General features: G+C 55.1%; 20 protein-coding genes and 2 tRNA genes. 11 read left to right on the top strand and 11 right to left on the bottom strand.

Annotated elements, in window-relative coordinates; translation table 11 throughout:
* Positions 1–19 precede the first annotated feature (19 nt).
* Positions 20–3,121, bottom strand: coding sequence for a hypothetical protein (locus ACY8FN_RS09310; RefSeq protein ID WP_463101151.1), 3,102 nt, complete (start codon positions 3,119–3,121; stop codon positions 20–22).
* 521 nt (positions 3,122–3,642) lie between these two features.
* On the opposite strand from ACY8FN_RS09310, the gene ACY8FN_RS09305 reads away from it, so the two are divergent.
* Complete coding sequence (locus ACY8FN_RS09305) at positions 3,643–4,575, top strand: LysR family transcriptional regulator (RefSeq protein WP_463101150.1); 933 nt, start codon at positions 3,643–3,645, stop codon at positions 4,573–4,575.
* Between the two features lie 83 nt (positions 4,576–4,658).
* On the opposite strand, the gene ACY8FN_RS09300 is transcribed toward ACY8FN_RS09305, so the two are convergent.
* Together ACY8FN_RS09300 and malX are read right to left on the bottom strand one after the other, a co-directional pair.
* Positions 4,659–5,849 (bottom strand): MalY/PatB family protein, encoded by a 1,191-nt coding sequence (locus ACY8FN_RS09300; protein WP_463099831.1) that lies wholly within the window; start codon positions 5,847–5,849, stop codon positions 4,659–4,661.
* Positions 5,850–5,935: 86 nt separating this feature from the next.
* Positions 5,936–7,507 (bottom strand): maltose/glucose-specific PTS transporter subunit IIBC, encoded by a 1,572-nt coding sequence (gene malX / locus ACY8FN_RS09295; RefSeq protein ID WP_463099830.1) that lies wholly within the window; start codon positions 7,505–7,507, stop codon positions 5,936–5,938.
* 283 nt (positions 7,508–7,790) lie between these two features.
* Between malX and ACY8FN_RS09290 the strand changes: the two genes are divergently transcribed.
* From ACY8FN_RS09290 to ACY8FN_RS09260, 7 genes are all read left to right on the top strand, one after another.
* Complete coding sequence (locus ACY8FN_RS09290; RefSeq protein WP_463099829.1) at positions 7,791–8,828, top strand: Mal regulon transcriptional regulator MalI; 1,038 nt, start codon at positions 7,791–7,793, stop codon at positions 8,826–8,828.
* A gap of 240 nt (positions 8,829–9,068) precedes the next feature.
* Entirely contained in the window at positions 9,069–9,980 is a 912-nt protein-coding gene (locus tag ACY8FN_RS09285; protein ID WP_139719061.1) for a BRCT domain-containing protein, read from the top strand.
* Between the two features lie 165 nt (positions 9,981–10,145).
* Complete coding sequence (locus tag ACY8FN_RS09280) at positions 10,146–10,409, top strand: hypothetical protein (protein ID WP_463099828.1); 264 nt, start codon at positions 10,146–10,148, stop codon at positions 10,407–10,409.
* A 563-nt stretch (positions 10,410–10,972) separates the two neighbouring features.
* Positions 10,973–11,461 carry a hypothetical protein gene (locus ACY8FN_RS09275; RefSeq protein WP_463099827.1) on the top strand — a complete coding sequence of 163 codons (489 nt, stop codon included), beginning with the start codon at positions 10,973–10,975 and terminating at the stop codon, positions 11,459–11,461.
* A 208-nt stretch (positions 11,462–11,669) separates the two neighbouring features.
* The gene (locus ACY8FN_RS09270) at positions 11,670–12,194 is read left to right on the top strand and encodes a hypothetical protein (protein ID WP_463099826.1); all 525 of its coding nucleotides are present in this window, start codon (positions 11,670–11,672) and stop codon (positions 12,192–12,194) included.
* Between the two features lie 48 nt (positions 12,195–12,242).
* On the top strand, positions 12,243–13,034 hold the full coding sequence (locus tag ACY8FN_RS09265) for an XAC2610-related protein (protein WP_463099825.1): 792 nt from the start codon (positions 12,243–12,245) through the stop codon (positions 13,032–13,034).
* 136 nt (positions 13,035–13,170) lie between these two features.
* Positions 13,171–13,701, top strand: coding sequence for a P-loop NTPase family protein (locus ACY8FN_RS09260; RefSeq protein WP_463099824.1), 531 nt, complete (start codon positions 13,171–13,173; stop codon positions 13,699–13,701).
* A 202-nt stretch (positions 13,702–13,903) separates the two neighbouring features.
* Here the strand turns inward: ACY8FN_RS09260 and ACY8FN_RS09255 are convergent, their stop codons facing one another.
* The 4 genes from ACY8FN_RS09255 to ACY8FN_RS09240 all read right to left on the bottom strand — a co-directional run bounded on the left by ACY8FN_RS09255 (position 13,904) and on the right by ACY8FN_RS09240 (position 15,861).
* On the bottom strand, positions 13,904–14,386 hold the full coding sequence (locus ACY8FN_RS09255) for a GNAT family N-acetyltransferase (protein ID WP_463099823.1): 483 nt from the start codon (positions 14,384–14,386) through the stop codon (positions 13,904–13,906).
* A 253-nt stretch (positions 14,387–14,639) separates the two neighbouring features.
* On the bottom strand, positions 14,640–15,050 hold the full coding sequence (locus ACY8FN_RS09250; RefSeq protein ID WP_101325345.1) for a PaaI family thioesterase: 411 nt from the start codon (positions 15,048–15,050) through the stop codon (positions 14,640–14,642).
* Positions 15,047–15,322 carry an SLAC1 family transporter gene (locus tag ACY8FN_RS09245; RefSeq protein WP_240037802.1) on the bottom strand — a complete coding sequence of 92 codons (276 nt, stop codon included), beginning with the start codon at positions 15,320–15,322 and terminating at the stop codon, positions 15,047–15,049. The genes ACY8FN_RS09250 and ACY8FN_RS09245 overlap by 4 nt, the downstream gene beginning before the upstream one ends.
* A 35-nt stretch (positions 15,323–15,357) precedes the next feature.
* Entirely contained in the window at positions 15,358–15,861 is a 504-nt protein-coding gene (locus tag ACY8FN_RS09240; protein ID WP_101325346.1) for a NifB/NifX family molybdenum-iron cluster-binding protein, read from the bottom strand.
* A 378-nt stretch (positions 15,862–16,239) separates the two neighbouring features.
* Between ACY8FN_RS09240 and ACY8FN_RS09235 the strand changes: the two genes are divergently transcribed.
* Positions 16,240–16,509 (top strand): hypothetical protein, encoded by a 270-nt coding sequence (locus ACY8FN_RS09235; protein ID WP_463099822.1) that lies wholly within the window; start codon positions 16,240–16,242, stop codon positions 16,507–16,509.
* Here the strand turns inward: ACY8FN_RS09235 and ACY8FN_RS09230 are convergent.
* Positions 16,503–18,527 (bottom strand): bifunctional 2',3'-cyclic-nucleotide 2'-phosphodiesterase/3'-nucleotidase, encoded by a 2,025-nt coding sequence (locus ACY8FN_RS09230; protein ID WP_463099821.1) that lies wholly within the window; start codon positions 18,525–18,527, stop codon positions 16,503–16,505. The genes ACY8FN_RS09235 and ACY8FN_RS09230 overlap by 7 nt on opposite strands.
* Positions 18,528–19,070: 543 nt before the next feature.
* Entirely contained in the window at positions 19,071–19,271 is a 201-nt protein-coding gene (locus tag ACY8FN_RS09225; RefSeq protein WP_042020622.1) for a YbfA family protein, read from the bottom strand.
* Positions 19,272–19,481: 210 nt separating this feature from the next.
* Between ACY8FN_RS09225 and ACY8FN_RS09220 the strand changes: the two genes are divergently transcribed.
* Positions 19,482–19,775 (top strand): hypothetical protein, encoded by a 294-nt coding sequence (locus tag ACY8FN_RS09220; RefSeq protein ID WP_101325348.1) that lies wholly within the window; start codon positions 19,482–19,484, stop codon positions 19,773–19,775.
* Between the two features lie 47 nt (positions 19,776–19,822).
* On the opposite strand, the gene ACY8FN_RS09215 is transcribed toward ACY8FN_RS09220, so the two are convergent.
* Positions 19,823–19,896, bottom strand: a tRNA-Cys gene (locus ACY8FN_RS09215).
* Between the two features lie 57 nt (positions 19,897–19,953).
* Positions 19,954–20,029: transfer RNA gene (locus tag ACY8FN_RS09210), tRNA-Gly, on the bottom strand.
* Between the two features lie 248 nt (positions 20,030–20,277).
* On the opposite strand from ACY8FN_RS09210, the gene ACY8FN_RS09205 reads away from it, so the two are divergent.
* The gene (locus ACY8FN_RS09205) at positions 20,278–23,715 is read left to right on the top strand and encodes a hybrid sensor histidine kinase/response regulator (protein ID WP_463099820.1); all 3,438 of its coding nucleotides are present in this window, start codon (positions 20,278–20,280) and stop codon (positions 23,713–23,715) included.
* The last annotated feature ends 31 nt before the right edge of the window (positions 23,716–23,746 follow it).

The following is a 23,746-nucleotide window of genomic DNA, read 5'->3' as shown; positions in this document are numbered from 1 at the left end:
GGCCGTTTTGTTTGCCCGCTTAGCGCGCCGAGACGGTGATGCTGGCGAGATCGATCAGATTGACCGCTCCCTTTTGACCTCCCGCATCGTTGTAGGTGTCGTTCGCCTTCAGATAGCTCATGTTGTAGAAATCGCTCACCCGGATGTCATACTCCCCAGCGGGCAGATCCACCACGAACGGCGTCGAGTCACGCAGCGGTTTGAGGTCGCCCTCTTTCATCACATGGGGCATCTGCACCATGCCGCTGGCGACAACCTGGCCACCGCTCACCACCGAGATCCGTTTCACCCCGTTGGTCACCCCCAGATTGATGGCATGCTGGGCATTGCTGTATTGCAGGCGAATGGTGCGCTTGCCATCGAGCTTGACCCCCTGCACCAGCAAGCTGTCGTCGGGGCGGCCCCAATCCTTGAGGTAAGGAACGGGAATGGCCCCATCGGCGGCGCTCACGCTACCGGTATGGGAGACGTTGGCCCCATCGATGGCGATATGTTGCAGCGCAGGCTGATAGCACACCGGCTTGGCATGATGGGAGCGGTTGCCGGACTCCGGATAGACTGCCTCGGCACTGTAGCAATAGGCCTTGCCCGGCTGCAGTGCCATATCGTCGACCCAGCTGGTCGCACTATTCAGCCCGGAGGCTACCAGCTTGCCATCCCGATAGATGTTGTAGCTGATCGCCCCCTTGTTGATATTGTCCTGCAAGGCGATCATCAACTTGCCCTGCTGCTCGCTGACCCCCAGCAAGGTTGGCTCGGTCGGAGCAAACACCTGCCGATTCTCGACATCCAGCGGCGCCACATCCTTGATCAGGCGGATCCCCTGATCGTCAGCCACGGCGGCACCGAGCGTCACCTCAATCCGGTTGCTGGTGGCCAGCATACCTTCATTGATCAGCTCGCCCACCGGGACGCCATTGTGCGTCATGCTCTGCACCGGATAGTAACTGCCCTCCCCGCCCAGCTCCGGCAGGTGCAGCACTATGTCAATCTGCTTGCCACGGTAGGTCAACCCCTTAAGCGCAGCCTCAGGCTTGGCCCCCATCAAGCGGTGCAGGTGGGAGGTAATGAACGGCTTGATCCGGATCCCCCCCTCTTCCACTTTGTAGCCGAAGGTGGTGTCGGTCACCATGCCAAGGTAACCCCCGACAGACCAGAGCTGGCGCTGGGAGTTAATCACCGGCCCCGTCAAATCGGGATGGGTCAGATCCATCAGGGAGGGTTGGCCGGATAACCACTCAAGATTCTCCATGTTGGAGAGGTTCAGCGCGGCACCGCGCATCAGGGAGTCGATATGGTGATCGACCACGGCAACGTTCTGCACCAGGGCCGCCGCCTTCAGCCCGTAGGCGGAGACGAAGGGCCAGATCGCGCGGTTATGGTAAACCGGCATATCGGGTTGCTGCGGGAAGTAGACAGGCGCGCCATAAGGGCCCATGGGGTAACGACTGATAATCTCTTTGGCCTGCACCTCATCGGCAATACCGGCCAGAATGGCGAGGGATTCCCCCAATAGATCAAACTTGTAGGCCGGGCTCTGATCGGTACTGGTGTTGATCAGGCTGGCATACATCTTCTCGTCAGCCAGCCAGAAAGCACGATTGATCGCCAGTTTCAGCTCGCCCGCCCACTGGTTATAGCGGCTCGCCAGCTCATCGTGACCCAGTTCGCCCGCCACCCGCGCGGCCAGCAGCAACCCCTGATAGTGGGTCACGTTGGTGGAGAGGGATTTGCTCATGCCGATGTGGGCAATATCTGCGGTGATCCACTTGGCATAGGTCTGGTCGCGCCAATCGAGAAAGGATTGCTCCCCCACGTAGAGGCCATCTGCACTATCGAAGGCGGCCAGACGATCACTCTCTATGGTGTTGCTCAGCCCTTCAAAGACCTCGGGCAAGAACGCGCTGCGCTCGGCATCCGGCAGGGCGGCCAGCACCCGCTCGGCCCCCAGGGCCCAGCTCATGCGATCGGTACTGATGGGCCAGCTACCCCCCGTGCCGGTATCCTGAATGATCTGGCGTCCTTGCGGGATCAGGTTGTCCAGCTCGCTTTTCAGCTCGGCTCTGAAATCAGAGAGCTTGAACTGCAGGGAGTTGCGCGCACGCAGAGGATCAAGCACCCCCAGCCCCAGATCGGTGGCGTAGGAGAGATCCCGCGTCCAGACGTAATGCCACTTGGCGCCGGTTTCAAAGCAGTCGCAAGGGATCGCCTGCCCACCGTTGTAACTGCCATCCTTGACCTGAGCCACGCTGTTCTGGCGCATCTCGTGAGCGGCCAGCGCAAACAGGGCATCAAACACCATGTTGCCGGAGCGCAGGCGGGGCAGATCGGACTGCTCCTGATAGGTGGTAAAGTTCTCGCCCGGATCACGCAACTCCTGAGTGGTCGACTGCGCATAGCTGCGATACTCGTCACTGGCCTGCTTGACCGAGAAGGTTGCTGTTTCCGTCACTCCGGGCTTATAGGTCTCATACTCGCGCTTCTCGATAAGCTCATGCCCTTCATGGGGATTGATCATGCCAAGGTCACCCTCCCCTGCGACGCTAACCTGCAACAGGGGGGCGTTCTCATCCTGGCTGGCATCCAGCAGGAACTTGTAGTACCCCTCCTGCTCCACCCGCACTGTTGCCAGTTGGCACTGAGCATCGCAGCGCTGCATCTTGACCGGGTTATTCAATGCAATGACGGCATTGAGCCCAAAACCGATCCCGTCCTGCGCCGAGGCAATCTTTATCTTGTGCTCACCTGCCGTCAGCTTGGCTACCATCACATACTGCTTGTCCCCTTGATAGACCATCTGCAGGACGGGCTCCAGATTGCCATCAATCCCTTTCAGATAGAGACTCTCGCTGTAATTGGGGTCATCACGGACCATGGTGAACTCGATGGCCGGTGCAGCCAGATCGGCATTGGTCACCTTGACCTGAATGTCGAGCAGCCCCTTTTCCGTCACCACCAGACGGTTGTTCTGCCCGTTGCTCTGGTAGTACATGGGATAGACCTGACCGGGGAAGATGCTGGTCTCCTTGCGGGAATCCGCAGAGAAATCGGGATATTTGGTCCACTCGGGGCCAGCCACTTTGAAGGGGGACATACCCGAGTTCATCTTCAGGTTGTCCAGACGATAGACACCCTCCTTGAAGGTCAGTTTGAACTTGTCCTCACGACCCCAGCCGCTAAATTCACCAACCATATAGAGATCAAAATCCCAAGGCGCCTTCACCTCGGGTTTGACCTCGTGATCGTTGCCGCTGGATGAGCTGTCGTTACAACCGGACAAAAGAACCCCGCCGCAGCATAACGCCACGGATAAAGCCAATGGACGAATTTTCATATTTTCCCTTCGTTACTTTTTTGTTTTTTTATTGAAACAGCATTGAGTAAAACCGTTTTTGCCAGTCTACGTGGTCAGCATTCACCAGAAAAATAGACCGCGACACCAGCGACATAGATAACATCTATAACCAGGTAAAATTACGTGATCGCCCGCACCAAACCGGCTATCGAATGGCAAAAATGAATTGGATACAACGTGAAGGGAGCCACATAAAAAATAGCCCGTCAGCGAAGGGGAATAATTGACAGCCCATGGTGATTACACTAGCTTGGCGCACCACCAGACCATGACCGGACGCCATGTTAGTGGACAAACATCTAAGACAATTTATTGAAGTGGCCACCCACAAAAATGTCAGTCTGGCAGCCAGGAAAATGGGGCTCAGCCAACCGACGCTGACGCACAACATGAAAAAGCTTGAGGAGAGTCTGGAGACGACCTTGCTAGTCAGACACGCTGGCGGCGTGACGCTTACCGCCGCCGGAGAGCTGCTGCTGGAGCAGGCGCGCGTAATGCAGCGGATCTACGATGATACCCTCAGGCAGCTGGCCACCCTGCGCGAGCGCACCGCGCGGCCGCTGAACGTGGGCACCGGACATGCGTGGTGGCAGCCGGTATTGCAACCTGTCAGCGCCCGCTATCAGCAAGCCAACCCATCCTGCGCCATCAACATTGAAGTCGGCAACCATCTGCGCCTGCTCGATCTGCTGTTGGGCAATCATATCGATCTGTTTCTCGGACATGAAATTCACGGGCTGGCCAAAAATTACAGCCTGATATTTATCCCGCTATTTATTTCTCATGATGGGGTATTTGTCAGAGCGGGCCATCCCCTCACAGGGAAAATATGCAGCAAGCAGGATCTGGTCGATTATCCCAGCCTGCTGGTGACGCCGGATGAGGATAAATATCTGCATCTGGTCGATGATTTGGCGCGAAAAAAACAGGAACGCGCCGCCATGAAATTGAATGACAAAATCATTTACAGCAGCAACTCCCTGCTCACCAGTATTGATATTGTCAATAGCAGCAATGCTGTCATGCCTTATCCGGTGAGCATGGCCGATTATTTTTCCAGATTCGGCATCGGCACGCTGCAAATGAGCGAAGAGTACAACAAGGGGACTATCGGCATTTATATCCCCCGTGAGAAGATTGATGAGCCCCACATTCAGATGTTGTGCCAAGACATTCAGGCTCAAGTCACCCACAATAGCCCCTTAATCGCCACCTTCTGAGCCCGCAGCAACCGCGCCGGGCTCCGCCATAAAGATCACAGGCTGGATGAGTCAACACCTCACCCAGCCAGATGCACCAATCCCTACCCCAGCTCCCCCAGCGCGCCGATCAGGGCGTCGAGTCCTTGATCGACCTTTGAGCGCGGGCAGCCGACGTTGAGGCGGATATAGCCTGTGCCTTCCGGGCCGTAGGTGTCGCCGCGCATGATGGCGACCCGGTATTTCTCCACCAACAAGGTTTGCAGCGCATCCATCCGTTCGGTGGTGTCGATGCCAAGGCCGCGCAGATCAATCCAGGCGAGGTAGGTTCCCTCGGGCACCCGATAGTCGATGACGGGGAAGGCGGCATTGAGCCGCGCCGCCACATGGGCGAGGTTGCCGTGCAGATAGCTTTTAAGGGCATCAAGCCACTCACCGCCGTCGCGATAGGCGCTGATATGGGCCAGTACCCCGAGAATGGGCGGCGATGAGAGGCCATGGGCCGCCTTGAGCCGCTGCAGATAGGCGGCCCGCGCCTCAGCGTTGGCAATAAAGGCGTAGGCGCCGCCAAGGGCCGGAATATTGAAGGATTTGGAACCCGAGCTCACCAGTGCCCAGTGATCGTCCGGTGCTACCTCACTCCACGGCAGGTAGCGGGCAAAGCTCACATCCATATGGATGTCGTCCGAGATGACCTTGACCCCGTGGCGCTGGCAGATGGCGGCCATTCTGCTCAATTCATCCCGCGTCCAGACCCGGCCGGTGGGGTTGTGGGGGCTGCAGAGCAGCAAAATCCGGCAATCGGGGCGGGCGGCCTGTTGCTCGAAGCAGGCCCAGCCGATCTGGTAACTCCCCTGCTCTTTTTTAAGCGGGCAAGGCAGCAGCACCCTGTCGTTGGCGGCCAGCATATTGCCGAAGGCGTCGTAGGCGGGGGTATGCACCAGCACCCCTTCGCCCGGCGCCGACCAGAGGCTCACCAGCTGGGCAATCACATAGATGACCGAGGGGCCGTAGACCAGCGTCTCCGGGTCGAGGGTCGCCCCGTAGCGCTGGGCAAACCAGTCGCTCACCGCCCCTTTGAAGTCGCCATGATTCCAGCGGCTGTAGCCAAATACCCCGTGTTCGAGCCGGGTGGCCAGGGTCTGGCGAATGCAGGGGGCGGTCGCGAAATCCATGTCGGAGATGGTAAAGGGGAGCAGGTCGGCGTGGCCAAAACGGTCGGCTACATAGTCCCACTGGGTGCAGTAGGTGCCGTGGCGGTCGATCTGGTGATCGAAGTCATAAATATTGTGCATCTAGTTTCTCCCTCCATAAACAGGAGACATATTGGGAGAGGCAAAGAGGGGGGCTTGCGCCCCCCGTTCGAATGTCATTGGCCGGTTCAGGCCCCCATCAGGCTCTGCAGCTGGTTTTTCACCAGATGCACCTGCGGGCCGATCACCACCTGCAGGTTGTGCTCGTCGAGCTTGATCACCCCGATGGCGCCGTTCGCCTTCAATACCTTGTCATCGACCCGGCTCATGTCCTGCACCGACATCCGCAGGCGGGTGATGCAGTTATCGAGCGCCAGGATGTTATCAGCCCCGCCCAAGGCGTTGAGGATGATTTCACCGTTGTAACCGCTGTTGCCTGCCTTCTTGCCCGCGGGCTGGGCAGCCTCGCTGGTCTCAATCTCGCGGCCGGGGGTTTTCAGGTTAAAGCGCACGATGGCGAAGCGGAACACGCTGTAGTAGATGGCAAACCAGATGGCGGCCGCGACCGGCACCAGATACCACTTGGTGGCGGTGCCTTGCAGCACGCCGAACACCAGGAAATCGATGAGGTTACCGTCGGTGTTGCCGATGGTGACGCCGAGCAGCCCCATGGTCATAAAGCCCAGACCCGTCAGGATGGCGTGAATGACGTAGAGCACCGGCGCCACGAACAGGAACAGGAACTCCAGCGGCTCTGTGATGCCGCCGATGACGCAGGCTACCACACCGGAGACCAGCAGCGCCTTGATCTTGCCGCGATTTTCCGGGCGGGCGCAGTGATACATAGCGAGCGCCGCACCCGGCAGGCCGCCGAGGAAGGCAGGCATCTTGCCCTGAGAGAGGAAGGAGGTGGCAGAGACCGAGAAGCCGGAAGTGTCGGCGCAGGCAAGCTCGGAGTAGAAAATATTGAGCGCGCCGCTCACCTCATTGCCGCACACCAGTTGAGTGCCGCCCGCTTCGGTAAAGCGGATAAGCGCCACCAGAATGTGGTGCAGACCGAGCGGCAGCAGCAGACGCTCGCCAGTACCGAACAGGAAGGGGCCGAAGGGACCGGCGTGGGAGATAAGCGCCCCGATACCGTTGATGCCAGCGGCAAACCAGGGCCAGGCGAACGGCACCACCAGACCGACCACTCCCAGCACCAGCACTGTGATGATGGGCACAAAGCGGGCACCGCCGAAGAAGGCGAGCGCATCGGGCATCCGGTAGGTGTAGAAACGGGCGTGCAGTTTGGCGACGATCACCCCGACGATGATGGCCCCCAGAATCCCGGTGTCGATGGAGCTGATACCGAGGATCGATTTCACCCCGTAGGCCTTCTCCGCTGCCGCATCACCGATGACGTTGGCCACGGTGAGGTAGAAGTTGATGGAGAGGTTGAGCGCCGCATAGCCGACGAAACCGGCAAAGGCCGCGACTCCCTTCTCTTCCCGCGCCAGCCCGAGCGGAATGGCCACCGCGAACATCACCGGCAGGTAGATAAAGGCCACCAGCCCCACCTTGGTCATCCAGAGGAACAGCAGTTGCAGCACGGTATGGTCGAGGAAGGGCATGCTCTGCTTGACCGCATCGCTGGTGAGCGAGCTACCGACACCGAGCAAAATGCCCGAGAAGGCCAGCAGGGCGACCGGCAACATAAAGGTCTTGCCGAGGCTCTGCAGGAACTCCCAGATGGTGGATTTGGCTTGGGGCTTGGCCATGAAACGGCTCCTTGTGAATAAACAGCAATGTCTGTGGCTGCCCTCCCCCAGCTCGAAGCAATGTCGAAGCAGAGGCGCGGGTCAGCATCAGGTTTTGCTGGATGATAAATCGTTTTATCAGCCAACAAGTGCCGACAGGATCACAGAATGAAGGGGCTGGCTGGCAGGGAGATCCAAATTTGTGAGCCGGATCGGCCCAACGGTGATGTAACGTTTCACTTGAGCATCTGAGCAGGTATGCTGGGGCCTCGCACTCAACCAGCCATCGCACCCCGTTCGCCCTATGCCATCCAAACCGCTCGTCTCGAAAAACGTCAAGATCACCGATGTCGCCCAGCTGGCAGGGGTTTCGGTTACTACCGTCTCCATGGTGCTCAATGGCAAGGGGCGCATCTCGCCAGCCACCGCCGAGCGGGTGCAGCAGGCGATCAAGCAGCTCGACTACGTGCCTAACAGCGCCGCAGCCAACCTGCGCAGCCAGCAATCCAATCTGGTGGGGCTGATCCTGCGCGACATCACCGACCCCTTCTATACCGAAGTGACCGCCGGGGTGAGCGAAGTGCTGGAGCAGCAGGGCTACCTGCTGTTTCTGACCCAGTGCGGCCACAGCCCGGAGCGGTTGCAACAGAGCATCCAGTCCCTGTCACGCCAAGGGGTGGCGGGCATTATCTTCAATCCGGTGCGCGGCGCAGCGGCCAAGACGCTGGAGACCCTGATCGATTCAGAGCTACCGGTGGTGTGCGCCGCCCGCTCCTACTATCGGGATGACGTGGACTTTATCGGCCCCGACAACACCCACGCCGCCAAGCAGGCCACCACCTACCTTATCGAACAGGGTCACCGCCATATCGCCTACGTCGGCGGACGGGCCGACTCCCTCACCCGCGCCGAGCGCATCGGCGGCTACTGCGCCAGCCTGCTGCAATACGGCCTGCCCTTCAAACCGGAGTGGGTGCTCGAATGTGAGCGCACCCAGCGCAGCGCCGCCGACACCATAGCCCAGCTGCTGCACCAGCACCCCAAGGTGACCGCCGTGCTCTGCCACTATCCCGAGGTTGCGCTCGGCGGCATTTACGGCGTTGAGGCGAGCGGACGCACCGTGGGCAAGGACAACTACATCGGCCAGCAGGTGGCCCTGCTCGGCTTTGACGACGTGGCGGAGGCCGAACTCACCACCCCCGCCCTCACCTTCGTCAGCTCACCGGCGCGGGAGATTGGCCGTCAGGCGGCAAAGCGGCTGCTGACCCGGATGCAGCAACCCGAGCTTGCCCCCAACCGCCATATCATCACCCCTAATCTGCAGAAGCGGGAGTCGGCTTGAGTTCCCGCCACTTAGGAGATGAACATGAGTTGGCCCGCCAATCGGCAAGCAAGGGCATCTCTCTCCAATCTTCCAGGAAACCATTTCTCGACAAAGCTCACATGCGTGACTAATTGCAGGCAAGTCTTCTGGCCTGATTGAAGCCAACTTTTATATGATGAAGTCATTAGGTACACCCGCAGCGATTCATCTCTCTACGGGTAGTTCCCACTCTCTTTGTAACCAGCAAGGGATCATGCAATGGGTGAATTGAATCGTCATGGCCAGCCAGTCGCTAACTACAATGCAGCACGCAACCGCGACAAACAGTTGAATAATCTGATGGGGATTCTGGATGGCATAGTCGCAGACAGTGTCATCGATGAGCAGGAGATCCTTTATCTGGATACTTGGCTCAAAGAGAGTACCAGCCTCAACGGCTGGATCTTTCGTGAGCTACGGGAAATGGTCGCTAATGTGCTGCAAGACGGTAAGTTGTGTGAAGAAGAAAAAGTCCACCTTATGAGTGCACTTCCTCGTCTGATGGAAACATATCGTCATCTACCGGGCGTCGACTTCTATTCAGAGGAATCAGACAAGCTATTACTCGAGGGGCTCTGTCAGGGGTTGATTGGAGATCAACAGCTGTCCGATGACGAGATCCATTACCTGAGTTGGTGGATGAAACAAAACAGCATGCTGAGGGCCCACTATCCCGGAAAACAGCTGTATCAGACGGTGGAGCGCATCCTTTTGGATGGCATCATTACTGCCGAAGAGAGAGAGGAGTTGCAGCAACAATTAATGTTGTTTATCGGCAATCCCTTCGAGCAGGGGGCTGTCACTGGTATGGCGACCAAGATGGCCATCAGTGATTCCGAAATAGATACCCTATATGACTGTACTGTCTGCTTCACCGGCATGTTTCTTTCCGGTACACGCCGACAGTGCGAGGAAACTGCCTTGCTATTGGGTGCAACTCCCCAAGACTCTGTCACCCAGAAACTTGATTACCTCATCATCGGTGAGCTCAGTTCGCGGGATTGGCGCTTCTCCTCATACGGCAGAAAAATCGAAAAAGCCATGTTGTTGCAGGAGAAAGGACACTCGGTACGTATCGTCACCGAAGAAGCCTGGCTTGCCCATGCCAACACTCTGCACGAGTCGGCTTGAACCTTACATCACGGCGGGGGCTCACGCCCGCGCCTTGATAATTCACTTCTTCTGCTAGCCAACCGCACGTCAAAACGTGAGGCTGCTCACTGCGCTGGCAAGGCGAGATTGAGAGCCAAGTGGAGAGGAATATGATGGGCGTCCACTCTCTTCACGAGCCCCTTTATGAGCAACCCGCACGACCAGAACCCGCCGAGTGAAATCCATCGCTGTGACAAATGCAGGGAGCGCACCCGCCATATCGTGGTATTGGTGCCACGGGATCACAGCCAGGATGTGATGCCCAAAGAGCCGCGCAAAGCCTTCTGGCAAGCCTTTCGCTCCAGCAGCCTGACCAACGCGGTTTTCGGCCAGACCCTCGCCTATCAGGCCACCCATGTGCGCCATCTGATCTGCGAGTGCTGCGGCGAGAAGTTTCTGGAGTATTGAGTGGCAGTGCTTTCCAACAAGGGGGGAAGTTCTGCCTGCGGTCACCGCACCAAGCGGTCAGATAGCATCCATTGAGTAAGCAATTTATTGATCTTTGGCAAATTTTTGCCCAACTGCGGTTTTACCCTACCCCTGTCTCGACTAATATGCCCCACTTGGCAACCACTCTTGCAGAGATAACCCTGTGCAGCCGTTTCGCCACCCACCACATCGCCGGATGACCGCAGCAGGCTGGAGGCTGTAATCCACGGGCGGTAGCGTGGGGTTTGGCCGCTTTATGCAAATCAATACTCAGGTACGTCGAAGCGTAAAAATTATTGCTTGCACAAGAGGTCACCCCTTTTATTTTCTCTAGTCAGCATTTCTAATGGATTTAATAACGACAATTTTTACCGCCATTTTTATAAACGGTTGAAGTTGATGTCAATGCTAAATAGTGAATGAATAGGTCTAGTTATTTTAAAAAAAGATAGTCCTTCTTTTTATCAAATACTCCCAGACATCAGATGATATTTCTCTAGCAGAATATATTTCGTTAGCAATAAAACCAAAAGGAATGAAAATTGAATAACAGTGAAATAATTGCAACGTCTGCCGCAATAATTGCATTTTCAACGACAATTGTATCTATCTGGCAGGGTTTTTTAAATAGACAATACTATAGGCTATCCACAAGGCCACACCTGATAATAGATCAAATTTCGTATCAAGACATACCGATGGAGTTCATTTTAAAAAATAATGGGTTAGGCCCGGCGACAATAATTAGCTTTGATGTGATAATCGATGGTTGTTATATAGAAACTACCGAATGTCCAGTGACAAAAGCATTATCGGCTCTTGAGGTAACAGGAACAAATAACTCTATACATACTATAACTGAAGGTGAAGCTATCTGCATGGGGGGAGAGGTAACGATCTTGAAGATTGAGGATGAACCATACCCTAACGAAATAATCTCAGCAATAAAAGAACTCGATAAATGTGTTAAGTTCAAGGTTGTGTATGAATCAATATATGGTGAACGTTTTACCTACTTAGGAAATTGCTGAAGACCAAAATTCAATAAAGACATCCCAGCTCCCATATTAATCTTCGCATTCTTAGTTCGTAGGTTCGATCAATGAAGCATTTTCGGTAACTCGTATAATCGCCTCTACCTTCTAACCACCACACTTTCTGTGACCAAATAAGCGGTGCAATTCACTCCGTTCATTGCACCCTACGGTACTACAACTTTAAATATCAAGACAAAAAATTATGAAAGCACGCGTAATTTATTTATTGTTTTTCCTCGGATTATCCAGCCAACTCTCATTTGCTAATGAAGCCAGCTCTCAAGTGCTACCCCAGAAAGAGGACTACCCTGCACCAGCCGGATATAAAGGTAAACCAGCCAAGCTTTCACTCGACTCTGAATTGGCCAGAACATTCCGTACCCGACTTACCGCGGCTTTGTCACAAAAGCCTGTATATGCTGGTGAGTATGTACTGACAGGCTGGGGATGTGGTTCATCAGGTTGTTATAATCAAGTCCTTGTCAACAAACGCACGGGCAAGGTAGTAGATGCGGTATTTAATGCCTATAGCTCATATGATGTGAGTAATGATTCTGATACCCGTGTGGGAGAATGGATAGAGTCTCCCCAAATTGATAGCCGCCTTCTCACAACGATTAAAGTTGAAAATAGTCAAGATGGAAAATCTTTTATTTATTACACAAATTATTACATTATTGATAAAAACCAGCTCACACTTATAAAAACTGTCCAAGACAGAAAATAAGCTACGAAGCAACACTTTACAAAGATTCACGCAGAAGAATAAATTACCATGAAATATCTTATCATCATTACAGCTTTATTCTTATGTTTCTCCGTCTCTGCAAAGACAAACTCATCTTATATGATTGACGGAGTAAAAATTGAAATACAAAAAGAGAATGACTGTTATTATTTTTTGGCTGCAGGGAAAGAGAAAGAAAAACTGATATGTGTAGATGATGAACTGCAATCTGACATTATCAGAAAAGATTTCAACTTTGACGGTTACAAAGATATCGCCATTACTAACTCTCTTGGTATGGTAAATACTGTCTTTTATGTATTCTTGTATGAAAATATAAATACGACATTTAAAGAATTAAAATTTGCGAATTATAAAATGTCAACCTCTGCCTGCGGGGTTCTCTATAACCTTGCAGTTCGCTCAGACGAGCTTTCTTTGGTTAGCTCTTGCCGCTCCGGCCCTGTATGGTATTACGATACTTACCAATATAATTCACAAGGTGAACTCTGGCTATATAAAACAACAGAGTATCAGATCCAAAACTCCGAGATTGAGACCTTCCCTCTTTACGAGCACACATTTAATCAGAAGGGTAATAAACTGGACACCGTTGCGATTGACTTTGATGGCAAGAAAATTCTCTGGCCAGTCACATCCGAGAAAGTGTTTCTCTACTCATCACCTGAAAAAACATCAAAGACCAAAGCCTATCTAATTCATAATGACAAAGTAGAAATCCTCGAGCAGAAAGAGGATTGGATTAAAATTCGCTTTACCTCCAGAAAAGGTCCTCTTGTCCGCTGGCTTTATCTTCCAGAAGCGATAGCCAAAAGTTAACCTGCAAACTTGAATTTTTAAGCGCATTCAGATTCTCGCGTAATCAATATCAATCCTGTAGGGTGCAATAAGCGCAGCGCATTGCATCTCTACTTTCCAGCCTCCAGATATCTGTTCCAGAAAAGAGCGCTCATAGATGAAACGTATTCTGATTATTGGCAACTCGGGATCGGGCAAGAGCTGGTTGGCGGCGCAGCTGGCTAAGCGGTTAACTATCCGCGAGGTCAATCTCGATACCCTTGTCTGGCAGCCGGGCGGCTTTAACCAAAAACGGCCCCAGCATGAGATTGACCATGCCATTCAAATACTTGCCCAAGAGCCTGAATGGGTGGTCGAAGGGGTATTTGGTGCCCTGGCCGAACAGCTGCTTGATGCCGCCGATATCTTGCTCTTTCTGGATCTCGACTGGTCGGTATGCCGGGATTCACTGCTATCGCGCGGTTCACAAAGCGCCAGGCAACGCGATGAAACAGCAGCCGAAGAGAACTTTCAACAACTGCTGGTATGGGCATCGGAATATGCGCAGCGAGCCAGCAAAAGCTCCCGCCAATTCCATCGCGAACTGTTTGAACGATTCCCAAACGATAAGCGCTGTTTCACGACTCGCGAAGCGGTAAATAGCTATCTCACGCAACTGGCCATTCATAGCGAACGGGGAACTGGATGACGCAACACGAGCTGGCAAAGATGGGAATCACCCAGGTTCGAATAGCGAAGCGTATTCGAACATTCACGTAATCACCTCGGCCTTCCAGACGCCACACTTTGTGTTACCAAACAAGCGGTGCAATTCACTTCGTTCATTGCACCCTACGGCACTTTTGATAGTTGCCTCACGAACGTCCGATTACGCTGCGCTAATCTACGGGCTAGCCTGCATCAGGTCGCCACTCCAGATAGTCCGGATTGGCGACAAAACCGATCCGCTCATAGAGGGGACGCCCCTGATCGCTGGCATGCAGCCACACCTTGCCCAGCTCACGTGCCTTGGCATAAGCAGTAATTGCATCGAGTAAGGCGGTGGCGAGCCCCTGCTGACGCCATTCCGGTAGGGTATACATGTTGAGCAGATACCCCTCCACCCCCGCCAGATTGCCGGGATAGGGTGGCCGCACAAACAGCGCCAAGGTGCCCGCCGCCACAATCTGCGGATCCGCCCCCTGCTTGGCGGCCTCGGCCAGCCAGGAAAATGCGCTCTCGCCTCCCGCAGCCCGGGTAAAGTAATCAAAAGTCGCCTGCCACAAAACCGGATCTGCCTGTGGGTGGTCCAGCTCCCCCACTTCGCAAAAAAGCCTCATGCGCAATTCCACCAACGCGGGAATATCCGCCGCCCTTGCCTGACGAATGATCATCGATTGCTCCTTGCTCTCTGTAATGGGGGTAACGTGGGCAACTATATATGACAAAGAGCGCCTTATGGCGCTCTTTGTCATTGGTAACAGACCGGATAAATCAATCCCTACGGCGCGTTAGCCAGTGATCAATTCAGGCCCGTAGGTTCGAATAGCGGAGCGTATTCGGACATTCGCATAATCACCTCTACCTTCCAGCCATCACACTTGCTGTTACCAAATCAGCGGTGCAATTCACTTCGTTCATTGCACCCTACGGCGCTACGGCACTGTCATTGGCTTTCGGCTTGATAAATTTGGCCGATGCTTTTGCAACAATGATCCCGCCGACCGACGCTACGGCATTCAGGCGATAGATACCGCGACGCTGATCGACTATTCTGGCCGACAGCGCTACCTTGCTGCCGATATCGATAGGAGCAATAAAACGAACGGTCAGCTCCGCTGTTAATCCCCTTATTCCCCGTTGCAGCAAAGCATGTGTCATCACCGCATCGAGCAGGGTGCTGGTCATGCCGCCATGCAAAATATCGCTGTAACCCTGATGGCGCTCGTCGGCAATAAACAGCCCTTCCGTCGCCCCTTCCTCCCCTTGGTAAAAGCGAATTCCCAGTGAGTCCGGGTTATGAATGCCGCACACCATGCAACGGGCATGGGAGATCATGGTCTCTTGACCGGGTGCTTCAGCTCATGCCGGAACTCGTCATTGTGTCTGACAATTTTCCAGCCATACATCACCAGAAAAGTCGCCAGTAGCAGGGATGACAAAACCCCGAACAGGAACCCTGCCGACTGCAGTAACAGCAGATCCGGAAATGCCTTGCGGCAGGCAATCGCCGCCCCCGTCAGCCCCATGATGATTGAAAACAGTGTGACAGGCATATGTGCAATCTTGGTTATGGAGGGGATTCGCTTACCCTCTTTCAGGTTTTCCATCAACTTTCCCCTCCAATTCGGCCTAGTGGTTGTGCTTACTCTTCACAACATTTTTTGTGGTTGCGCTGACGGTTACCCTGACAGCCCTGCTGTTGTCCGGAGGCTGACTTGCAGCAACCCCCTTTGCCAAGGCGACCACGGGGAGCGCATTGATGGATCCCCTTGCCGCGATGGCCTGTCCCCTCGGCGCAGCGGGATGCGCTGCCCTGTTCAGCGGATGTCAGCTCGGTCAGATTGCCCGACTCATTACTCAGCATGTCGGCTATAGCGAGACGCCCCTGACTGGCCTGATAGACGACAAGCCCGCTACCCAGCAACTTGCCAAGCATCTTGCTGCCAATATTTTTCAGCACGATACGACATGCCCCCTGAGCCAAGAACAGCTCCGCCAGCGTGCCCTTGCACTCGTTGGCAGCCACCGGATTGGCGATCTCTGCCAGGGATCTCCCCTGTTCATCTACGAATACAAAGCGCTCTGCCTTGGCAAAATGTCCTGCGATATGGTCGTCATTCATCGGAATGGCTGTGATGATGGTCATTTGACCTCCTGCTATCACTGTTGATATTCAGGCCCTGCCCCTTGCCACTCTGCGCTCGTCCCCTTGTTCAGGTGCTTCCCGCAGGCTTGCCGGTTGGCATGGCCATGTTCCCAGCCTCTTGCAGCAACCAGATGAAGAGCCGTACGCATCAACTTTTACTGGTTTAGTCACGCATCATTCAGCTCGATAAGAGTCTGATCATGACGCCGCCGTAATTGGCATATGCCATATATACACCTAGTTTATGGCATATGCAATAAACTGTTTTTTCTAATGAAGACGTTCCGGAACTCATGCCCTCCTGCTCGGGCATCATTCAACGCCGCGCCAACCCGCTATCACGCGGGGTAAAAGACAGGAGAGAAATGGTGGTTTTGTATGAGAAGGGTCACATCTGACGGCGCGGTTAAACCACATATAAATCATGCGTATAGCTCAAATAGCGAAGCGTATTCGGACATGTGTGTAATCAACCCGGCAGGGTGCAATAAGCGCAGCGCATTGCACCTCCACATTCCGGCCACCACTTTTTCTGTTACCAAACAAGCGGTGCAATTCACTTCGTTCATTGCACCTTACGGCATTGTGATCGGCACGACAGGGGCAAGAAAAAGAAAAGGCGGCCCGCAGGCCGCCCGGTATTACTGACCTAACAGCTGGTAGATCCCATGATTGGCAAACTTGGGATCGTTGGGCACCACCCCTTCCACTCGTTTCAGAGTCGGGCCTGCCAGCTTCTCGACCTCGGGGTTTGGCGAGGAGTAGAAGTAGACCTTGGTCTTGGCGGGCAACGGCTTCAGATGCCAGTTGTTATCGGCTTTGACCTCAAAACCGGCCGGGTTGGCCCTGGTCAGCTCTTTCACATAGGCAGAGAGCACTTCACGTGTTTCCATCGGATCTTCGTGTACCAGCACCTTGCCGTTGATACCCGGGAAGCTGCCACCACCGCTGGCGCGGTAGTTGTTGGTGACCACATAGAAGTTCTGCTGCGGATCGATCGGTTGACCCTTGTAGGTGAGTTGGCTAATCCGCTCACCGTCGCTGATCTTCTTGCCATCCTGGTTATAGCGAGCGGGCTGGGTGACATCCACCTCGTAGCGCACCCCTTTGATCGCATCGAGGTTGTAGGGACGGAAATCATCAACCACCAGCCACTGCGCCTGATCGGAATTCAGGTCGATCTGACGATACTGGACGGCACTCTTCTCTAGCCACTCTTTCACGGCGGCACCATCGACTTTCACTACCTGCACGGTATTGGGGAAGACATAAAGATCCGCAACGTTGCGCCCTGAGATCTCACCCGCCTGCACCCAGGTGTAGTCGTTGGGGCCGTTGCGCCCGCCACGGAAGGGGGCCGCCGCCGACAGCACCGGCAGGTCTTCCTTGAGGCCGCAATTAAGCCCGTTCTGCTTCAGACACTCCGCTTTAATCTGCTCGACGTGCCACTGCTGGGCATCGCTCACGATTTGAATGGAGGCATCATCCAGTGCGACGGAGAAGAAGCTCTGGATCGGTGAGATCAACTTACCGATGGGCAGGCTCAGCCACTCAATGGTCTCATCGTGAACGGTCTGGATCAGATTCACGACCCCCTGATCCTCCTCACCGCTTGGCAGCGTTTTGATCTTGCGCAGTTCGGAGTGGCTCTCAGCCACCTGCCAACGCCCATCCTTGTGGGTCAGCTTGAGATCAATGATGCCAAGGTGGTTGCCGGTCACGCCGGGCATAACCGCCGGGACACCGGCAATCTTGCCTGTTTTGTTGTCCACGTTCTCGATATCGGGATACTCACCCGGGAAGGCTTTGTGGGCATGGCCCAGCAGCAGGGCGTCCAGCCCCTTCACCTGAGCAAGATAGATAGCGGCATTCTCCATCAAGGGCTCTTGCGGTGTGCCGGTAATACCGGAGTGCGCCGCAATCACCACCAGATCGGCCCCCTTGGCACGCATCTCGGGAATATAGTGCTCGGCGGTCTCGACCATGTCAGCCACCACCACCTTGCCCTCGAGGTTGTGCTTATCCCACTGGAGGATCTGGGGCGGGTTCACCCCCAACACACCGACCTTGATGGTCTGCATATTGCCGTTGGCATCTTTTACCTGACGATCCAGCAACACATAGGGTTTGAAGTGCTGGGGCATGGCATTCCAGTCGATCTTGCCATCACTGCCGCGCTTGAGGGTGTTGCCATCAAACACGTTGGCGTTCACGACCTGGTAGTTGGCAGCAGAGAGGGTTTTCGCCAGATACTCAAGGCCATAGTTGAATTCGTGGTTGCCGAGGTTGCCCACGTCATATTTCAGCTCGTTGAGTACCTTGATGGCGGGGTGACCTGCCGACTTGTTCAGATAATCGGGGTCGCCCTTGTATTGGGCAAAGACATAGTCAGACAGGGGAGTGCCCTGGATCAGGTCACCGTTGTCGATCAGCAGGTTGTTGCTGTTCTCGTCACGGGCCGTCTTGATCAGCAAGGCCGTGCGGGCAAGACCCAGTGAGTCATCTCGTTTGTTCTGGTAGTAGTCGAAGCTCAGCAGGTTGGAGTGAATGTCGGAGGTCTCCATCAGCCGCAGATTGACATCACCGGGGGTGCTGTCGTCACTGCTTTGGCATCCGGAGAGCGCAAGCAGTACTGCCACCGCGCTCAGTTTGAGAGTGAAGTGCATGGTTATTTTTCTCGCTTATTGTTAGTGCCAGTCGAGGCATCCTACCGCCTGCTGGCGTGTATATCTGTGATCTATGTGGATTTATAACCATGATAACCATATTAAAATTCACAGTTTCCTATATGTGCAGCATTTTAAACTAACAGGTGCAGTGGTTATCCAATGCTATCGGCGTCATGTGGATCGACAAGCCGCACTCTGGCACCTATAAGCCAATCCTGATCATCGCCCTTCCCTGCCACCCGACGACACACTTTACTGGGTTGATCGCCTCCAGCGTCTTTGCCTCTTTTTACTTGTGCAGTTGCGCCACGCCTCTGTCACTCCTTCCCCTCAGCCGCCATGGCCGGTGCCGCACACCTATCCCCCAAGCGTGTTTAATACGTAAAAAAGCCCTACCAACAGGCAGGGCCAAGTACAAGATGCGAGCAACATCCGGCTAGCAAGATGGCTCAAATGTGGTGCGTCTGCTGGCCGCAGAGAGATAAAAAAAGAGAGACAGCCGCAGCTGTCTCTCTTTTTTTTAAATAGCGTGAAGGGGCTTTAGTAGAAGATCCGCTCGCCGCGTTCGCTCATTTTGAGCCACACCGGCTTGGTGCTGGTTTTGTTCCAGATCCGGTGCAGATAACTGTAAAAGCGGGCGCGATCACTGCGAAACAGCATCACGGGGAAAGCCAGAGTCCCCACCAGCAGTACATAGATGCGACGAAGAATAATCTGAGTCAGGGAAAAGGGATGAAACATGATGCAACTCCTACTGGTAAGACCACTGAGTAAAGATTACTCCTCCCCATGTAGGATTACTACAAAAATGACCTCTTTTTTCATAAAAAAGGGCGCTTTGATGGATTTTATGACAACAATTTACGTCATTAACCAACAATTAACACATTTGCGAAAATCGTGCGCTTTGCCACAGTTATCACTGGCGAAACATGGTGAAGGAACACACAGATGAAACTGACAGAAGTAGCAATGCTGGCGCTGATGGCAGCCCTGAGCTGGACCCAACTGGAGGAGTGGCAACTCAATAGAGACGATGCCATCGTGTTGTCGGAACCTGGCGTACCCACCGTCAGTCTGTGGCAATGTGGTGCGCTGAAACAACGGATTGCGGATCTCAGCCAACACAGCGCCGAGGTGCAGTTTCAATATCGGGGGCAAAACATGGCGGATGTGAACCACTATCTTGAGCGGGAGTGGAAACAGGCAGGATGCGAACAACTGCTGGTGCAGCAAGGGTACTGACCACGAGGAACTAATAAGGGATTTTATTAAAAAGGAGAGGAAGAATATGGAGGCACGTTCCGGAGTCGAACCGGACTAAACGGATTTGCAATCCGCTGCATAACCGCTTTGCTAACGCGCCATGCTGACAAGACTGATTGTCTTGAAAGTGATATCCATCGTTGGTGCGATGGAAAATTGGAGCGGGAAACGAGACTCGAACTCGCGACCCCGACCTTGGCAAGGTCGTGCTCTACCAACTGAGCTATTCCCGCTTTACTGCCGCGTGCCAGTTGCCTGACAACGAGGCGAATTATACGTATCACGAGCGCCAGCACAACCCTTTTTTGTCATTTTAAGCCCCCTGGCCAACTGTTTGCTCAGGGTTTAAACGGTTTGCTGTAAATTTCCTCACCCAGCTGTGACCCACCAAGCGAATTTGGGATAAAGTCATTGAAATGATTAGGCTTTAGTTCGAAACTTGAACGGCTTAATAACCGGATTCTCAATTGAAAATCACAAGATGAAATGGATCTTCAAGCTTCGTGGACTCAGGCCGCAGCTAATGCTGGCTTTTTTCATGTTGGGGATGGTGCCATTCCTGGTCATCACCCTCTTCTTCCTCTACAGCCACGGCAAGGACCTCACCACCCAGACCTCCAACCATCTGGTCTCGGTCCGTAATATCAAGAAAAGTCAGCTCGAGGATTACTTCAACAACCTCAAAGAGCAGATTATCAACTTCTCCCAGCAGGACTTTGCCGGTAACAGTATCGGCCGCTTCTACGGTTTCACCGGCGCCTTCGAAAAGCTCGGCACCACACCACAGGAAGCCCGCTCCCGCGCCCAGGCCCGCTATCTGCCTGGCTCCTGGGATCAACTGCAAAAACCGGAACCCCAGGTGGAGATCGAGCCCTCCATCAGCGCCGTGATCCTGGCTGATGAAATGTATGGCCGGGTCCATCAGCGCTTTCATCGCGGCTATGCCGATATGGTGCGCAAGTCCAACTACAGCGACATCTTTCTGGTGGATCTCAACGGTGACGTGGTCTATTCGGTCACCAAGCACCCGAACTTTGCCACCAATCTGCTCTCCGGCCCCTATCAGGCCAGCGGCTTGGGCCAGACCTTCGCCAAGATCAAGCGCCGCCTCGATGGTGGCCAAAAGCCGCAGCAGATTTTCGAATTCACCGATTTTGGCCGCAATGAACTGACCGGCCAGATAGTGGCCTACATGGCAGCCCCGGTGATGCAGTACGACTATGTACGGGGCGTGGTGATTTTCGAACTGCTGCCAGACAAGCTCAACCAGATCATGGCGGAGCGGGAAGGACTGGGAGAAACCGGCGAGACCATTTTGATTGGCCCCGACAAACGGATGCGCGCCGATGCCTGGCTGGCACCGGAGTTCAGCGTCGAGAACAGCTTCAGCCCCAATTTCAGACCATTACAAACCCCGCTGATCACCAAAACGCTGTCGGGTGAGCAAGGGGTCGGACTGTTCAGATCCTATCAGGATGACGAAGTGCTGGCCGCCTACACCCAGGTCAAGGTGTTCGACACCGAGTGGGCCTTTATCGCCGAAGTGTCGACGCGGGAGGCTTATGGCCCGATCCGCCAACTCGAGACCCTGGTGATTGTGCTGGGGGCTGGCTCCCTGCTGCTGCTGATCCTCTTCTCCCGCTGGCTCTCTCACTCCATTACCGCGCCGCTGCGCTCCCTGACTGCGGCTGCCGAGCAAGTGGCTGACGGCGCGCTGGATCACCCGATCGCCATTGCCCGCACCGGCGATGACATCGACCGGCTGGCGGAAGCATTTCGCCATATGCAGCGTTCGGTCAAAGAGAAGATTGAACTGATCGAGCAGCAGACCCAGGAGTTGCAACAACAGGTCAAGCTGACCCACAAACAGAACCTCAGCCTGCAACAGGCCGACAAGCTCAAAGATGAACTGCTGGCCAACACCTCCCACGAGTTGCGCACCCCCATTCACGGTATCAAGGGGATGGCAGAGTCGATGCTCGCCAGCCAGCAGAGCCTCACGGAAGGGCAGCAAAAGCAGCTTGGCCTCATCATCAAGAGTGCCGACGGCCTGGCCCGGCTGGTGGACGATCTGCTCGACTACCACCAGATGCGTTACGGCCAGCTGGAGATCCACCCTCAGCCAGTCTCTTCCAAGGGGGTCATCCGGCTGGTGCTGGATCTCTGCCAGCATCTGGTGCAGGCCAAACCGCTCACGCTGGTGGATATCAGCCCGGCCGAACTGCCGCCGGTACAGGCCGATGAACAGCGACTCGAACAGGTGCTCTACAACCTGGTGGGCAACGCCATCAAGTACACACCACAGGGCAAGGTGGTACTCAGTGCCATCGTGGAAAACAACTTCCTGCGCATCAAGGTGACCGACACCGGCATCGGCATCGCCCAGGATTATCTGGAACACATCTTCGAACCGCTGGTACAGATGAGCCCGGAGGTGAGCAAGCAAGGGGCGGGCCTTGGCCTCTCCATCACCCGCCAGCTGGTGCATCTGATGGGAGGCGAGCTGTTCGTCGAGAGCGAGCCGAGCGTCGGCTCCACCTTCGCCTTTACTCTGCCGCTGGCCACCGGCAAAGCCGCCAGCCTGACTCTGGACAGCCGCCAGATCGAACATCAACTGGTGCGCCAGCAGCCGCTGATCCTGCCGGACTGGGAGAGCGATGATCTGCCCCCGCCCCCTGCGGATGCGCCGCTCATTCTGGTGGTGGATGACGAACCCATTAATTTGCACATCCTGCGTCATCTGCTGCAGCCCTGCGGTTACCGCATTCTGCCCAGCAGCGACGGCCACGATGCACTGGCCAAGCTGGCCGAGGAGCCGGTCGATCTCATTCTGCTCGATGTGATGATGCCGACCCTCTCCGGGTTTGATGTTTGCCGCCGCCTGCGCCAGCAGCACCCGAAAGAGATGCTGCCGGTGCTGCTGCTCACCGCCCTCAACCAGCCCAAGGATATCGAAGAGGGCTTTGGCGCCGGTGCCAACGACTATCTGGTCAAACCCTTCTGCAAGGAGGAGCTGTTTGCCCGGGTCAAGGCGCTGCTGGAGGCCAAGGCTGGCCGCGCTTCACTGGTTGAAAACCGGCTGCTGAAACAGGAGATCGAACATCGCCTGACCCTGCAGGATCGGCTGCATCAGGATCAGCAGCGGCTGCTGGCCCTGCTCGGCGAAGGGGCCGACCCCATGGTCTTCATCGACGAGCAGGGTACAGTGCTGTTTGCCTCCCGGGTGTTGGCGCGCTTGCTGGGCCAGGAGCCGACAGCCATGGAGGGGCAACGCCTTGATGAGTGGCTGGCCACCCCGCTGCAACAGCAGTGGCCCAACCTTGCCAGCGAGCGGGAGCACAATCTGGAGTTTCTGGTGGCCGGGCAGAAAGACCTGCTCCATGCCCGTGCCCTGCCCATCGCACTGGGGGGACAAGCGGCCTTTGCCCTCACCCTCAGCACCGAGCTGCGTCAGGATGAGAACCGGGTGATGGCGCTGGAAAATGCCCTCAAGAACCTCTCGCGGCAGGCCATCATCGAGGATGAGCAGCTGCTGGGCGAGTTGAGCCGCCTTGGCGGCGAGTTCCGCTCGCTGGCCGATGACCTCATTCGCCAGCAGGATGACGAGCCGCTACGCCGGGCGCTGGTAGAGACCATGCAGCTCACCCTGGATGCCTGGCAGCAGGGCACCGGCAAGGGCAAGATCGTGTTGGCGGAGAAGAGCAAGCTGTGGCGGGTCTATATGGACAGATCCAGCCCGCAGACCCGCACCCTCGATAAATACCTGAGTCTGGATACCCTGCCCAAATCACCGCGCTGGAAGACAGTGGTGGCCACCACCGAGTACGTGCTGGGTCACTGCCCGCTCAATGACCACCAGCGCCAGCAGCTGCAACACAGCGCCCAAACCCTGCGTCAACTCGCCAATCGCAAGGTGTGACCCTGTGCCCGAAACGGGCGCTGGGTCACAG

The organism is Aeromonas sp. 160P (assembly GCF_055193095.1).
This window is presented reverse-complemented; position numbering and strand designations above follow the sequence as displayed.

Coding starts and splice junctions, on each gene's coding strand:
- malX (WP_463099830.1), bottom strand. CDS start 7,507: ATGGCCAAGCCCCAAGCCAAATCCACCATCTGGGAGTTCCTGCAGAGC.
- ACY8FN_RS09245 (WP_240037802.1), bottom strand. CDS start 15,322: ATGGAAAACCTGAAAGAGGGTAAGCGAATCCCCTCCATAACCAAGATT.
- ACY8FN_RS09255 (WP_463099823.1), bottom strand. CDS start 14,386: ATGATCATTCGTCAGGCAAGGGCGGCGGATATTCCCGCGTTGGTGGAA.
- ACY8FN_RS09205 (WP_463099820.1), top strand. CDS start 20,278: ATGAAATGGATCTTCAAGCTTCGTGGACTCAGGCCGCAGCTAATGCTG.
- ACY8FN_RS09280 (WP_463099828.1), top strand. CDS start 10,146: ATGAGCAACCCGCACGACCAGAACCCGCCGAGTGAAATCCATCGCTGT.
- ACY8FN_RS09225 (WP_042020622.1), bottom strand. CDS start 19,271: ATGTTTCATCCCTTTTCCCTGACTCAGATTATTCTTCGTCGCATCTAT.
- ACY8FN_RS09265 (WP_463099825.1), top strand. CDS start 12,243: ATGAAATATCTTATCATCATTACAGCTTTATTCTTATGTTTCTCCGTC.
- ACY8FN_RS09290 (WP_463099829.1), top strand. CDS start 7,791: ATGCCATCCAAACCGCTCGTCTCGAAAAACGTCAAGATCACCGATGTC.
- ACY8FN_RS09260 (WP_463099824.1), top strand. CDS start 13,171: ATGAAACGTATTCTGATTATTGGCAACTCGGGATCGGGCAAGAGCTGG.
- ACY8FN_RS09285 (WP_139719061.1), top strand. CDS start 9,069: ATGGGTGAATTGAATCGTCATGGCCAGCCAGTCGCTAACTACAATGCA.
- ACY8FN_RS09250 (WP_101325345.1), bottom strand. CDS start 15,050: ATGATCTCCCATGCCCGTTGCATGGTGTGCGGCATTCATAACCCGGAC.
- ACY8FN_RS09270 (WP_463099826.1), top strand. CDS start 11,670: ATGAAAGCACGCGTAATTTATTTATTGTTTTTCCTCGGATTATCCAGC.
- ACY8FN_RS09235 (WP_463099822.1), top strand. CDS start 16,240: ATGAGAAGGGTCACATCTGACGGCGCGGTTAAACCACATATAAATCAT.
- ACY8FN_RS09220 (WP_101325348.1), top strand. CDS start 19,482: ATGAAACTGACAGAAGTAGCAATGCTGGCGCTGATGGCAGCCCTGAGC.
- ACY8FN_RS09230 (WP_463099821.1), bottom strand. CDS start 18,527: ATGCACTTCACTCTCAAACTGAGCGCGGTGGCAGTACTGCTTGCGCTC.
- ACY8FN_RS09240 (WP_101325346.1), bottom strand. CDS start 15,861: ATGACCATCATCACAGCCATTCCGATGAATGACGACCATATCGCAGGA.
- ACY8FN_RS09300 (WP_463099831.1), bottom strand. CDS start 5,849: ATGCACAATATTTATGACTTCGATCACCAGATCGACCGCCACGGCACC.